The organism is Stenotrophomonas sp. GD03877 (assembly GCF_029840555.1).
Taxonomy (GTDB): Bacteria; Pseudomonadota; Gammaproteobacteria; order Xanthomonadales; family Xanthomonadaceae; genus Stenotrophomonas; species Stenotrophomonas geniculata.
Map to the genome: position 1 here is coordinate 73,794 of NZ_JAOCCT010000022.1, position 14,237 is coordinate 88,030.

Consider the following 14,237-nt stretch of genomic DNA (forward strand, 5'->3'; position numbering starts at 1 on the left):
ACCAGGACGACAGACGGAAGGCGCCGCGCATGCTACTCCGTTAATGAGAATCAGTCACGTTCGCATCAGTGGATGCAGCCGGTCAGCCCGTCATAGACGCTCTCCGACGTGCCGGGCAACGGATCATGCAGCGGATTACGGGCCGCCAGCGCCGCATGGAAGTCCTCAACCGGGGTGCCAGGCACCAGCGGCAGCCGGCATAGCCAGGTCGGTTGCCGGGCCACGATCGCACCGTCGTTCCGCGACACGGCCAGGTCACTGGCGGCAAATGCCCAGAGGCACTCACGCACCGTGCCGCGCACCGCATCCACTGAACACCGCAGGCGCAGCGCCCGGATGTCGCTGTACTCGCCCTCGCAGAAGGTGTCGCCGCAGATCCTGTCGAAGCCATGCTGCAACCGGCCTTCCAGGGCAAAGAAGCGGTCCCAGTTGGCTTCCTGGTGCGGGTAGTCGATCAGGTCCACGTAGGGAAAGGCCTGGGCGGCGGGCGCGATCAGCAGCGCGCAGAACAGGCCGAGTGACAGGGTGGATGGCTTCATGCGGGAACTCCTCGGGTAGGTGCATCCAGCCTGCGCGCGCACGCCGCCCGGCCCCATCGGTCAACCCCGGCCCGCCGGGTCGGTGCCTTCCGCGCCCTGCCGTCAGCCCCCGCCCCTGCACAGCGCCCGGCAAAGGCATAAAATGGGGGGCTATCCGTCTATATCCCCCACCTGGAGCACACCATGGGTCTGGAACTCGTCTCGCCCGGCAAGAACCCGCCGGAAGAAATCAACGTCATCATCGAGATCCCGAAGGACTCGGAGCCGGTGAAGTACGAAGTGGACAAGGAAACCGGCGCGATCTTCGTCGACCGCATCCTGTCCACCCCGATGCGCTACCCCTGCAACTACGGCTACGTGCCGAGCACCCTGTGCGGCGACGGCGATCCGGCCGACGTGCTGGTGGTGCTGCCGCTGCCGCTGGTGCCGGGCTCGGTCGTGCGCTGCCGTCCGGTCGGCGTGCTGAAGATGAGCGATGAGGCGGGCAGCGACGAGAAGATCCTGGCCGTGCCGGTGTCGAAGATCTTCAGTGGCTACGCCCACGTCGAAGACATCGCCCAGGTGTCCAGCCACTGGCTGGAGCGCATCGGCCACTTCTTCGAGCACTACAAGGACCTGGAAAAGGGCAAGTGGGTCAAGCTCGACGGTTGGGGCGGCGCCGCTGAGGCCAAGCAGATCCTGATCGAGGCGCACCAGCGCCATCTCGACAGCAAGGCCTGAGCCTGAACCGGATCGCTCCGGCGGCACCCCGCCGGAGCGATGCGGGTCACGTTTCATGACGACGGCACATCACTCCTGCCGCCGTATTAGGTAAATTGCGTCACTTCACACGTCGTCGACATCCATCGTCGAGACAGCCAGGGGAATGTGTCGTGCGTATTCTGCTTGTTGGGGATGCAGCCAGCCTGCCGGCTGAGCTGACCGAATTCATTGCCGATCTTGGGGAAGACTGGCAGCCGCTGACCGCCACTGATGGCCAGACCGCGATGACCGCGGTGGCCACGCAGGGTGTGGATGCGGTGATTGTCTGCCCGCAGCTGCCGGATCTCAATGCCACCACGCTGCTGGGCCAGATCCGGACCTTGCGCCCGGAAACCATCCGCATTGCGCTGGTGGACGCCCAGCACGGCAACCGGCCGCCGCCGGCACGCCTGATCGGCGTGGCCCACCGCTTCCTGCCGTTGCCGCTGGCACCGGAAGTGTTGCTGGAAGCGCTGACCAGCCTGGAAGAGCTGCGCGAAGTGCTGGACAGCCCTCGCCTGCGCGACGCCATCGGCCGTATCGAGAAGCTGCCGTCGCCGCCGCACCTGTACCTGAGCCTGACCCAGGCACTGGAACATGACGACGACGCCGACAGCGCCGACGTCGCCAAGCTGGTGGCCGCTGATCCGGCGATCGCGGCCAAGGTGCTGCAGCTGTCGAACTCGGCGTTCTTCAGCCAGGGCCGCACCATCGCCGACCTGCGCACCGCCGTGACCCGCCTCGGCCTGTCGACGCTGCGCGATCTGGTACTGGCCAGCGAGGTGTTCTCGGCACCGACACTGTCCACGGCCGAGCGCAATTCACTACAGCAGCGCGCCCTGCTTGCCTCGCGCCTGGCGGCACGCCTGCTGCCCGAATCCAGCGCCGAACTGGGCGCGACCGCCGCGCTGCTTGCCGACATCGGCCTGCTGCTGCCCGGCGTGCACAACGAGCGCAGCGAACCGTCGCTGGCCGGTGACACCCGCCCGGGCCACGCCGAAGCCGGTGCCTATCTGCTCGGCCTGTGGGGCCTGCCGATGCCGATCATCGAAGCGGTCGCGTTCCATCTGCAGCCGCAGCGTGCCAATACGCGCAGCTTCTGGGTGACCGGCGCGGTGCACGTGGCACTGGCACTGGTCAATGGCGATCCGGTGGACGAGGACTACCTGCAACGCGCGGGTGTACTCAACAGGCTGCCGCAGTGGCGCGAGCATGCCAATGCGTTGATGGGACTGGTGCCCAGCGCGGTCTGAGCCGTCAACGCAGGAAGAACCTCGAAGGCGCGCCCAAGGGCGCGCCTTTTTTTGCATCAGCGCGCGCCGCAGGCATCCTGCACGCAGTGGCGATACTGCAGATCGCACAGGACCTTCGACTTGCCTGCAGCCAGGCATTCCTGAAGCAGCTCCTCGCAGTACAGCCCGCCCCCACAGACGCCACCGGTCTGGGCGAACACCGCACCCACCAATGTTGCATAGATCAGTGCAGCAGCAGACAGTTTGTGCAACAGCGTGCTCTTCATCGCTCTCTCCATGTGCAAGTGTCAGCAAGTGGACCCAGCAACCGTGTTGATTACGACACGACGGGAACGTGACTTCCCTCACCTTCCAAGATATTTCGGAATTCCCCTACAAAGAAAGAGGGCGGACCTTGCGGTCCGCCCTCCTGGTACTGCTATCGCACTTCGAACTATCAGAAGCGCTGGGTGTACTTCATGTACAGGAAGCGACCGACGTCGAAGCCACCGTAGTAGGCGAAGCTCGAGTTCGGCTGGGTGAACATGATCGGACCCTTGTGGTCGAACACGTTGTTGGCACCCAGGGCGATCGTGGCATCCCACGGCGCCTTCCAGCTGACCTGCAGGTCGTGGAAGGTGTTCGAGCCCGTCTTGCGCAGCGGGGACTTCTCGCCGTTCTGATAACGGTCGGCGACGTCGCAGGGACGGTTGGCCACGCAGGCTTCGTTCATGCCCGAGTAGTAACGCGCCATGTAGGACACGCCGAAGTCACCCTTCGACCAGGTAACACCCACGTTCGAGCGCAGACGGAACAGGCCGGCTTCGCCGACACGGCCGATGGTGATGTTGTTGCCATCAGCATTCTGGCCCTGCTCGTCGTACTTGGACAGGTAGCTGGTCTGCCAGTCGATGTTGAACTGACCGATCGCCAGTTCCGGCAGGCGGTACTTGATACCCAGATCGTAGCCCTGGGTCTCCATCTGGCCCAGGTTGGCCAGACCGTAGGTCATCGCGGAGATGTGGCCATCGCCAGCACGCGTGTGACCGGCGCAACGGGCCGAATCACCCAGCACGTAGCAGTCGCGCAGGATACGATCGACGCTGTCGGCGATGATCATGTCGCTGATTTCGTACTTGTACCAGTCCAGCGAGATGTCCAGGCCCTGTACCCAACGCGGGCTCCACACCACACCCACGGTGGTGCTCTTGGAGGTTTCCGGCTTCAGCGCGGAGTTGGAACCGGAAATGAACTGGTCCGGGGTAGCGCACGGGGTCGAGGTGCAGGGAACAAGACCCTGGCCCAGCTGCGTGTAACCCACCGGCACGCCACGCGAGGAGCAGGCACCGTTGCCATTGACCGAGCCCGGAGCGGTGACGCCGCAAGGATCGGTGTAGGACTCGAAGCTGCTGCTCAGGCCACCGTACAGATCGTCGATGGTCGGGGCACGGAAGCCTTCAGCCCAGGTGCCACGGACCAGCAGCTCGTCCAGCGGACGCCAGGTGAAGCCGAACTTGGAGTTCAGGGTGTTGCCGAAGTTGCTGTAATCCGAGTAACGGGTCGCAGCATTCAGGGTCAGCTCTTTGGCGAACGGCATGTCGGCGAGGACCGGCACGTTCAGCTCCAGATAGACTTCATCCAGCGAGTAGTCACCTTGGGTGGTCTGCTTGCCCAGACCGGTGGACTCACCCGACTGTGCGAAGGCGTCCGGCGAGAAGCGGCCTTCTTCCTTGCGGTGCTCCACGCCCACGGCGAAGCCCAGATCACCAGCCGGCAGGGTCACGATCGAACCGGACAGGTTGGCGGTGAAGCTGGTGGTCTTGGTCAGACCGGTATCGGTGAAGTACGGGAACAGGAAGGCCTGGGCAGCCGGGTCGGACAGCGAGCCATTGCCTGCAACGCCGTACGGCAGCAGCGGGTTCCACGGACGGCAGTTGCTGGTGGCCAGCGGGTCAGCCATGCTGGTGCCGCAACGGGCCACGCCGTCCGCACCAACGAACGAAGCGCCCAGCGCCTGGCGCGAGGCGATCAGGCTCATGTCGCCGTGACCGGTCTTGGTCGATTCGTTGCGGTTCCACAGCGCGCCGACGTCCCAGTCGAAGGTCCTGCCAGCGAACTCGAAGAAGCCACTGACGCTCGGCGCGAAGCGCAGGGTCTTCAGCTTGCTTTCGGTGGTACGCGGCATTTCCCACAGACGGCGACGGAAGGTCAGGTCCTGATCGGTCGGGTTGAACGCGCTGTCCTTCGACAGCGGGGTATCGAACGAGGCCGACTGGTACGGGTAACCGGCGATCTGCTGGTTGGTGGTGCGCTCGTTGTAGATCACGTCCGCATTGAACGCGATCGAGTCGGTGAAGTCGTAGTTGCCGTTGACGTACAGCGACTTACGCTCGATGCCGGTCTGCACCATCATCTGCTCGTTGGCATTGACGGCGTCAGCACTGGTTTCCAGACGGTAGTCGCCACGCTTGGTCGGGTCGCCACCATCACGCAGGGTGTACCAGCGCTGGTCGTTCGGACCGATGTAACCGGGCTCACCCTTCTTCAGGTCGGGGGTCACGCACGGGTCGCAGAAGCCACCCTTCTGGTTGATCGGGCTGGCGCCCGAACCCGGGTAGTTCGGGCCGGCGTTGCCGTCACGGCTGAACCAGCGGTCCTTGGCCCACACCGGATCCTGCTTGGAGTACTCGGCGGCCAGCGTCACGCCACCACGCTCACCTTCGCTGCCGAGGGTGAACGAATAGGTGGTGGTGTCGCCGTCGCCCTTGCCGTACTGACCGACATAGACACTGGCTTCAGCACCGTCAAAGCGCTTGCGGGTGATCACGTTGACCACGGCGGCGATCGCGTCCGAACCGTAGATGGCGGAGGCGCCATCCTTCAGGATTTCGATGCGCTCGATGGCCGACATCGGGATCTGGCTCAGATCCTGATAACCCGACGTGGTAGCGCCCAGGCGCTTGCCATTCATCAGCACCAGGGTGCGCTGGGCACCCAGGTTGCGGATGTCGACGTAGTAGCCGCCGACGTTTTCGCCGGAAGCCAGCGATTCCGAGCGTGAGATGGCCGGGGAACCGGCCGAGGTCAGGTTCTGCAGGACGTCAGCAACCGAGGTGTAGCCCTGCTTTTCCAGGTTCTCACGGCTGAGGGTAACGACCGGCTGCTGGGTTTCGACTGCAGCGCCGCGGATGCGCGAGCCGGTGACCGAAATGCGGTCCAGGTCGGTGGTGCCCTTTGCTTCCTGAGCCGAAGCAAAGGCCGGCGCCAGCGCCAGCGCGATGCCGGCCGGCAGCAAGCCGAACCGCACTGCGGGATTACGAACGTTCATCTATCTCTCCAAGGTACGTGTTAGCAGCGTGTTAAAACACCCCAGCACGTTACGATTGCGTTGCAGCGCTGTATTTGCGCGAGCCAACCGGAGACTTTGCAGATTGTGGCGGCAGCAAGCCGCCGTTTTCCCTGAAGCGCGATGCCGACTGGCCGTAGCGGGCGCGGAACGCACGCGCGAAGCTGCAGCAGTTGTCGAAGCCACTGGCCGCAGCGACCTCGCCAACCATCATGTCGGTGTCACGCAGCAGGTCGGCCGCCCTTTCCAGGCGCAAACGTGCTGAAAGCGACTGCGGGCTTTCCTCGTACAGGCTCTGGAAGGTCTTGGAGAGATACCAGCTGGAGAAGTTGGTCAGCTCGGCCAGTTCACCGATGCGCACCACGCGGTGGCTGTTGCCTTCCAGGTACAGGCGGGCGCGCTGCATGCGGCCGAATACCTGGCGCTTGCGGCTGCGCGAGCGACCCGGGCAACGCTGCACGTTGTCGGCCAGCCCACGCTGCAGGCCCGCCAGATGCAGCAGCAGCGGGCGCAGTGCCTGTGCCGGCTGGCCACTGGCCAGCGCATCGCGCCACAGGCGCAACGCAACGCGGGCATCGCCACGGCTCATGCGGCCACGCCCGGCGTACAGGCCGCAGTCGGCCATCTCGGCCAGCACGCGCAGCGCTTCGACAGTCAGGTTCAGGCCAACGCACAAGCCGTTGCGGCCTGCCTGCACCAGCGGCCGCGACTCTTTCTCGAAGGCGATCCACTCGCCCTGGCGCAAGCGGAAGCGTCCTTCCTTGGCTTCCACCCAGGAGCTGCCGCGCACCTGCATCCACACAGTGAAGCTGCTGCCTGCGGTCTGCAGGCTACCGAGCCGGGCCACGCCCAGGCAGGTCGGCGCAGCATCGTCGAGCGACCGGTCCAGAGAGACGGTTTGGCCGCGATCGGCCAGCGAGAGTTGACGCATGGGGGGCACCACGGTTTGCCTAGTACAGGCCTCCGTTTTGCCAAATCAGGCGGCACCACGTCAGGAAAGTCAGACGAGATCGCCACGAATTCGCGGCGAGGTCGCCACGAAGAAATTACGAAGGCCCATTTCCGTTGAACAACAACAACTTGGAGAACGCCGGAAGCAGCGTCGGTGAGCGCTCGGGCAAGCGCATCACGCCGATGTCGGCACCGTCGCTGACCGCCATTGCCACGAACAGCGTGTGCCCATCGGCGCCGGCACTCAGCCCGTTGCCGGCACTGAGGCGTTCCGCATCCAGGCAGCGTTCCGGTTCCTCGCGCCCGGCCTGGATCAGCACCAGTGTCGTGCCACAACGGGTGGACGTACCGAGGTAGCCGATCGCGTTGTTGCCGGCCACGGTCCAGGCCCGGTACCGCCACCGGCTGGGTCGGTCATCGCTGATCTGCTGCACGCTTGCCGGTGCCAACGCCGCATCCACCGACCACAGGCCTCCTGCGGCCAGGCGGGTGAACAGCACACGCCCGCTGCTGCGATCGAACCGCGCCTGCGAAACACCGTCGATGCTGGCCAGGCGGCGCCAGGGCTGCACGCTTCGATCAAACAGGCTCAGCCGGGTCTGTTGCTGGTCATCGCGCTCGACCACCAGCAGCTGGTCCGGGCTTGCCCCGTACAGTGCCTGCAGCGGCTGCTCCGACGGGACAGGCAACGGCTGGACGCGTTCGTCACGTGGGGCGATCTCATAGACCACCGTGCGTCCGTGCTCGTCGCGCCCCACCACCAGCAACCGCCGGCTGTCGGCCGACCAGTCCGGTGCCTGACGTGCCTCGGGCCGCAAGCCTTCGATCGGCCGCAGCGAATCGGGGCGCTCCATGTCCGCCCACCACAGCGCGAAGCTGCCTGAACGATCGGACGTGAACACCAGTTGGCGTCCATCCGGCGCCGCCATCGGCTGCCCATCCCTGCCGCTGGACGCAAACAAGCGCTGCGGCGGCGAGCCGTCCTCCATCGGCACCTTGAAGATGCCGAACTGCGCGCGCCGGTGGACGAAGGCCAGCATGCCCGCGCGGCGTGCAGTGGCCGGCCACTGTGCGTCGTCGAGCCCGGCATCGCGCAGCGTGCGGCTCTCGACGTCCAGGTAGTACAGGCGCACTTCACTGTCGACACGGCGTCCAAACACGATCGTCCGGCCATCACGCAACCAGGCCCAGCCACGCAGTTCAGCGGCCTCGCTGGTCAGCTGCTCGGGCGTGCCGCCCGCTGCCGGCATGCGCCACAGGTCTCCCAGCTGCGGATTGCGCACGAACACCAGCCACTTGCCATCAGGCGAGTAGCGCGGCGCATAGTCGAAGTCATCCTCGGCAACACCGTAGTCCAGCGCCTCCCATTGGCCACTGGCCAGATCGAGCTTGCGGATGCCCCGATGGGCATAGCGCCCCACCATGCTGCCGAACACCAGGCCACGGCCGTCCGGCGTCCAGTCGAAACTGAGCAGCTCGGTGCCATCGCACCGCGTGGCCTGGCGCAGGGCACCACCGGTCGCGCTGGCGATCAGCACCTGGCAGCCGCCGTTGTTGCTGAACCGCGCGAAGGCAATCTCGCGTCCATCCGGCGACCAGCTCGGGAAGCGGTCAACCGAGCCGGCCGGCGGAGCCAGCAGCTGCCGCGCTGGCGCGTTGCCGGAGGTCTGCACCTTGATCGCCCCACCCCCTTGCCCGTCTTCGTTGGCGCCTTCATAGGCCACCAACGAACCATCGGGTGAAAGCGTGGGATAGGTTTCAAAACCGCTGGTTGCGGTGATCAACCGATAGGGGCGCTGCGGGCTGCCGATCACGCGCGTGCCGTTCTCCACGGCCGCATCCACCGCTGAACTGCTGGCCGGTGCCCGCCGCAGCAGCAGCGCGGCCAGCACCACCACCGTGGCCAGCATCAGCACGCCCAGCACCAGCAGCACGCGCCGGCGGACGTGGCGCCAGCGGCGGCGCGATGCCTGCACGTGTGCCGGCCTCTCCTCGGCGATGACCATCACCGGTTGCAGGTCCGCGATTTCGTCATCGGCTCCTGCGGACGGCGCCGGCTCGACATCGTCCAGTACCTGCACCGGCACCAGCAGGCGATAGCCGGTCTTGGCAATGGTCTCGATATAGGCCTGGCCGTTGTCGTCGTCGTTGCTGAACGCCTTGCGCAGCTGGGTGACGGCCTGGGTAAGCACATCATTGGTCGGCAGCGTGTCCGGCCAGACTTCCGCAAACAGTTCATCGCGGGTGACAACACGCCCGGGCTGGCGCAGCAGTACACGCAGCACGCCCAGCGCCTTCGGCGTCAGCCGACGCGGGCGACGCGCACCGACGACCTCGACTTCTCGCGAGGACAGAGTGACAGTGCACTCTCCGATCCGGATCCGATCGAATCCGGGGGGCTGGTTTTCACTGCTGTTCATTTTCCGCTACACAGTAGAGACAAGTCCGGGGCAGCGTTTGCCTTCGATACCCTCCCGTCCTGGGAACAGCAAAAAGCCAGACTCCGCACAAAGCATCGGCGCATACCGCAAAAACAATGAAGCGGGCGAATACTAGCCTATGCGGGTTACCTCGCCTATCGCGTGGTCGACATCCAGGCTCTCTCTCGCCGACGCATTCACATAATTTGCTGCACCATTCGCGCCCTGCGGGGCGCGAAATTTTTATCTGGCGTTCATTTTCACATGCGCCGCAGCATGGTCAATCCGACCAGTCGCGAAACCACCAAAGCCACGTACATCACGCCTGAAAACTGCTCCAGCATGACCAATGCACGCGCCTGCGGATGCAGCGGCACGACGTCGCTCAAGCCGACACCCGAGAGCAAACTGAAGCTCAGATAAAGCAGTTCCATCCAGGTGCGCTGCGCACCACCACCGGTGCCCTGGAAACTGCCCGGATACCACTGCTGGCACACGGCGAAAGCAAACGCGAAGGCCCAGGCCAGCAACGTGAATGTCGCACCTGCCGCGAACAGTTCATCGCGGGTGACTTTATGGTCCTGGAGCATGTAGGCGATGAGTGCACCGGCCGTATAGAAGTACAGCAGGCTTTCCAGCAGCTGCGCGGTGGTCAGCAGCGCACTGCGATCCAGCAATGCACCGGCCAGCGAGAACACCACCGAAGGAATGGCCAGCAGCAGCGCCAGCCAGGTGCCCAGCGGGCTGCGCTGGACCACCCACAGCGCCAGGCCGAGTACCGCCATGCCGAACATGCCCAGCGCCGCACGGCCACCGGCGGTGTCATCAAGCGCGGGATACAGCAGCACCGCAATCAACTGGGCACCCAGCAGCCAGGCCGAAGGATGACGGCGGGCAATGGCCAGCCAGCGGGTGGTGATGGCAACGGGCATGGCGTCCTTTCCCCGGGGTGGTGGGCCGAGGATAGCCGGGAGCGGTGCGATGAGCGGTAGTGCCGGCCGCTGACCGGCACCCCCGCTTCCGCATCACCCCTGGCGGTAGACCTCGGCACCGGCCGCGCGGAACTCCGCCGACTTCTCCTTCATGCCGGCCTCGGCGTAGTCGCGCACGTCCTGGGTGATCTTCATCGAACAGAAGTGCGGACCGCACATCGAGCAGAAGTGCGCCAGCTTGTGCGCATCCTTCGGCAGCGTCTCGTCATGGAATTCCTTGGCCTTCTCCGGATCCAGGCCAAGATGGAACTGGTCTTCCCAGCGGAACTCGAAGCGCGCCTTGCTCAGCGCGTTGTCGCGCACCTGCGCGCCCGGATGGCCCTTGGCCAGGTCGGCCGCATGCGCGGCGATGCGATAGGCCATGATGCCGTCACGCACGTCTTGGCGATTGGGCAGGCCGAGGTGTTCCTTCGGCGTCACGTAGCAGAGCATGGCGGTACCAAACCAGCCGATCATCGCCGCACCGATCGCGCTGGTGATGTGGTCGTAGCCCGGCGCGATGTCGGTGGTCAGCGGGCCCAGCGTATAGAACGGCGCCTCGCCGCACTCGCGCAGCTGCTTGTCCATGTTCTCCTTGATCAGCTGCATCGGCACATGGCCGGGGCCTTCGATCATGGTCTGCACATCATGCTTCCAGGCGATCTTCGTCAGCTCACCCAGCGTTTCCAGCTCACCGAACTGCGCGGCGTCGTTGGCATCGGCGATGCAGCCCGGGCGCAGGCCGTCACCCAGCGAGAAGGTCACGTCATAGGCCTTCATGATCTCGCAGATGTCTTCGAAATGCGTGTAGAGGAAATTCTCCTTGTGGTGCGCCAGGCACCACTTGGCCATGATCGAGCCACCACGGCTGACAATGCCGGTCACGCGCTTGGCGGTGAGTGGCACGTAGCGCAGCAGCACGCCAGCGTGGATGGTGAAGTAGTCCACGCCCTGCTCGGCCTGCTCGATCAGCGTGTCACGGAAGATCTCCCAGGTAAGTGCTTCGGCGCGGCCGTCGACCTTCTCCAGCGCCTGGTAGATCGGCACGGTACCGATCGCCACCGGCGAGTTGCGGATGATCCACTCGCGGGTCTCATGGATGTGCTTGCCGGTGGACAGGTCCATCACCGTGTCACCGCCCCAGCGGATCGCCCACACCAGTTTCTCCACCTCTTCGGCAATGCCCGAGGACACCGCGCTGTTGCCGATGTTGGCGTTGATCTTGGTCAGGAAGTTGCGGCCGATGATCATCGGCTCGCTTTCCGGGTGGTTGATGTTGTTGGGCAGCACCGCGCGGCCGCGTGCGATCTCATCGCGCACGAACTCCGGTGTGATGATCTTCTGGATCGAGGCACCAAATGCCTCGCCCGGGTGCTGCTGCAGCAGGCCGGCATCGCGGATCGCGTCCAGGCGCTGGTTTTCGCGGATGGCGACGAACTCCATCTCCGGCGTGATGATGCCACGGCGCGCGTAGTGCATCTGGGTGACGTTGGCACCTGCACGCGCACGGCGTGGCAGGCTGCGCGCGGGAAAGCGCACCGCATCGAGCTTCGGGTCCTGCTCGCGATCGCGGCCGAACGAAGAACTCAGTCCTTCGAGCTGCTCGGTATCACCGCGCTCTTCCACCCAGCCGCGGCGCAGTTCCGGCAAACCGGCCGACAGATCGATGCGCACCTCCGGATCGGTGTACGGGCCGGACGTGTCGTAGACCGTGACCGGTGCGTTCTCTTCGCCGCCGAACAGTGTCGGCGTGCGGGTCAACGCGATCTCGCGCATCGGTACCTGCAGATCCGGGCGTGAACCGGGTACGTGGATCTTGCGCGAGCCGGGAATGGGCCGGGTCACGGATTCGGAGAGTTGCTGGGCCTGTTGCTGCAGGGCGGAGAGCTGTGCGTTCATCGGGCATCGTCCAGGAAGGTCAGGGACGAAGCGGCGGCGCACTGCTGCCGCGCCCGGACGGTCCTTGGGCGGAGTCCGGGCATGGCTGCACTGCAAAGCTTCCCTACGCCGGTATGAGCCGGATCAGGTTCCAAGGGACTGTCTCAACCGTGGCCACATGGCCGCGGTACCCCCGCTTCTTGGTGCGCATTAGACCATAGAACGCACCGCAGCTCCTGGCTGTTCCATCCACGCACGGCGTGGATCCGCTGTTTCTGTATTAACAGAACCGTGACATCGCATTCAGTAACGTGCACGCGCATCGTGCCGCTGCGGCCGGTGTTTCCTCGTCGCCTTCGCGGCCCCTGCCCGGTCTGTGCTGCATGTCGCCGGCCCCTCGCAGCAAGCTCTGCTCGCTCCCCTCAATCCCTTGATCGGAGAAGCCCCTTCATGGTGTTTCGCGTTTCCATTGCACTGGTTCTGCTGCTGGTGCTGCTCGCCGGTGTTGCACCCGGTCCCTTCAATACCGTGGTGCAGAGCATCCTCGGCGAACTCATCCGCGGCATCGGCTGGCTCTACCTGCTGGTCGTGTTCCTGGCCCTGGTATTCCTGATGTACCTGGCCTTCGGCCGCTTCGGCAACCTGCGCATCGGTGGCGAAGACGCCGAACCGGAATTTTCGCGGGCCAGCTGGATGTCGATGCTGTTCGCCGCCGGCATGGGCATCGGCCTGGTGTTCTGGGGCGCCGCCGAGCCCATTTCGCATTTCAGCAAACCACCGGAAGGGCTGGCACCTGAAAGCATGGACGCTGCGCGTGCTGCCATGCGCTACGTGTTCTTCCATTGGGGCCTGCACCCGTGGGCCATCTATGCGTTGATCGGCCTGGCAATGGCCTGGTTCCAGTTCAACCGCAACGGCCGTGGCCAGGTCAGTGACATGCTGCAACCGATCATCGGCCGTCACCATCGTGGCTGGATCGGGCGTGTGGTCAACATCTCCGCGGTCGTTGCCACTGCGATTGGCGTGGCTACAGCACTGGGCTTCGGCACGGTGCAGATCGCAGCCGGCGTGGAACGCGTATTCGGCGTGCAGGCGGGCGTTCCGCTGCAGTTGACGATCATTGCGATGGCCTTCGTTCTGTACATGGCGTCCACGCTCAGTGGCGTCGGCCGCGGCATGAAATGGCTGTCCAACTTCAACCTTGCACTGGCGGCGCTGCTGTTGGCACTGGTGCTGGTGCTCGGCCCGACTGGCGCGATCTTCAATACCTTCACCACCACGCTGGGCTCCTATCTCAATCAGCTGGTGACGATGAGCCTGCGCATGTCGCCGTTCTCGTCCAGCACCTGGGTGGCCGACTGGACGATCTTCTACTGGGCCTGGTGGATTTCCTGGGCACCGTTCGTGGGCTCGTTCATCGCGCGCATCTCGCGAGGCCGCAGTGTTCGGGAGTTCGTGATCGGCGTGGTGTTGGCGCCGACGCTGCTGGGTTTCTTCTGGTTCTCGGTGTTCGGCGGCACCGCCATCTGGATGCAGATCTTCGGCCAGGCCGACCTGCTGCAGGCGCTGGGCAACGGCTACGAGACAGTGCTGTTCACCATGTTCGACAGCCTTCCGTTGCCTCTTCTTCTGTCGAGCATCGCGTTGGTGCTGCTGATGATCTTCTTCGTGACCTCGGCTGATTCTGCGGTACTGGTACTGGCCAGCATGTCCACGGACGACGCTGGCGAGCCATTGCGCAAGCACAAAGTGGCGTGGGGTGTCGGCATTGCGCTCGTGGCGGGTTCCTTGCTGTTGGCAGGCGGACTGGAGGCGCTGCAGGGCATGATCACCATCGCAGCGCTGCCGTTCGCGCTGCTGATGCTTCTTGTGATGGTGTCGCTGTACCGGGTGCTGGACCAGGAGTACACGCGGGAGCGGCGGCAGGCGCAGCGCCAGCGGCACATGATCGATGCGTGGATCGCACGCGAGATGGCGGCGCAGGAGGAGACCCAGGCGGAGGCAGCGCGCGCGCACGATCAGGATTGAGGGTTGTTTTGCAGCCTGCGGCTGCACCGCTTTTCTCAGGCAACGGCAACAGCAACTTCAAAAGCGGCTCTGGATTTCTGCTGGTTTGGCGGGGAGGGGGCAGATGGCGGGACACGCCGCAAGTACATCCT

10 protein-coding genes and 1 riboswitch are annotated in these 14,237 nt (G+C 64.9%); of the genes, 3 read left to right on the forward strand and 7 right to left on the reverse strand.

Features of this window, described 5'->3' with window-relative positions; genetic code table 11:
* Positions 1-65 precede the first annotated feature (65 nt).
* Positions 66-539: a hypothetical protein gene (locus N5D20_RS16180; RefSeq protein WP_197579242.1), complete on the reverse strand. Its 474-nt coding sequence runs from the start codon at positions 537-539 to the stop codon at positions 66-68.
* A gap of 183 nt (positions 540-722) precedes the next feature.
* Between N5D20_RS16180 and ppa the strand changes: the two genes are divergently transcribed.
* Positions 723-1,259: an inorganic diphosphatase gene (ppa, locus tag N5D20_RS16185; protein WP_005410935.1), complete on the forward strand. Its 537-nt coding sequence runs from the start codon at positions 723-725 to the stop codon at positions 1,257-1,259.
* Between the two features lie 152 nt (positions 1,260-1,411).
* On the forward strand, positions 1,412-2,533 hold the full coding sequence (locus N5D20_RS16190; protein WP_197579243.1) for an HDOD domain-containing protein: 1,122 nt from the start codon (positions 1,412-1,414) through the stop codon (positions 2,531-2,533).
* A 56-nt stretch (positions 2,534-2,589) separates the two neighbouring features.
* Here the strand turns inward: N5D20_RS16190 and N5D20_RS16195 are convergent, their stop codons facing one another.
* The 6 genes from N5D20_RS16195 to thiC all read right to left on the reverse strand — a co-directional run bounded on the left by N5D20_RS16195 (position 2,590) and on the right by thiC (position 12,099).
* Positions 2,590-2,799 (reverse strand): hypothetical protein, encoded by a 210-nt coding sequence (locus N5D20_RS16195; protein ID WP_197579244.1) that lies wholly within the window; start codon positions 2,797-2,799, stop codon positions 2,590-2,592.
* Positions 2,800-2,969: 170 nt separating this feature from the next.
* The gene (locus tag N5D20_RS16200) at positions 2,970-5,840 is read right to left on the reverse strand and encodes a TonB-dependent receptor (protein WP_049481593.1); all 2,871 of its coding nucleotides are present in this window, start codon (positions 5,838-5,840) and stop codon (positions 2,970-2,972) included.
* 49 nt (positions 5,841-5,889) lie between these two features.
* Positions 5,890-6,789, reverse strand: coding sequence for a helix-turn-helix transcriptional regulator (locus tag N5D20_RS16205; protein WP_010483985.1), 900 nt, complete (start codon positions 6,787-6,789; stop codon positions 5,890-5,892).
* A gap of 115 nt (positions 6,790-6,904) precedes the next feature.
* On the reverse strand, positions 6,905-9,229 hold the full coding sequence (locus N5D20_RS16210) for a winged helix-turn-helix domain-containing protein (protein WP_197579245.1): 2,325 nt from the start codon (positions 9,227-9,229) through the stop codon (positions 6,905-6,907).
* A gap of 260 nt (positions 9,230-9,489) precedes the next feature.
* Positions 9,490-10,161, reverse strand: coding sequence for an ion channel (locus N5D20_RS16215; RefSeq protein ID WP_032128402.1), 672 nt, complete (start codon positions 10,159-10,161; stop codon positions 9,490-9,492).
* A gap of 93 nt (positions 10,162-10,254) precedes the next feature.
* Positions 10,255-12,099 (reverse strand): phosphomethylpyrimidine synthase ThiC, encoded by a 1,845-nt coding sequence (thiC, locus tag N5D20_RS16220; RefSeq protein ID WP_010483982.1) that lies wholly within the window; start codon positions 12,097-12,099, stop codon positions 10,255-10,257.
* 82 nt (positions 12,100-12,181) lie between these two features.
* Positions 12,182-12,283: riboswitch (TPP riboswitch) on the reverse strand.
* 245 nt (positions 12,284-12,528) lie between these two features.
* Here thiC and N5D20_RS16225 point away from each other — a divergent pair.
* On the forward strand, positions 12,529-14,106 hold the full coding sequence (locus tag N5D20_RS16225; RefSeq protein WP_049412107.1) for a BCCT family transporter: 1,578 nt from the start codon (positions 12,529-12,531) through the stop codon (positions 14,104-14,106).
* The last annotated feature ends 131 nt before the right edge of the window (positions 14,107-14,237 follow it).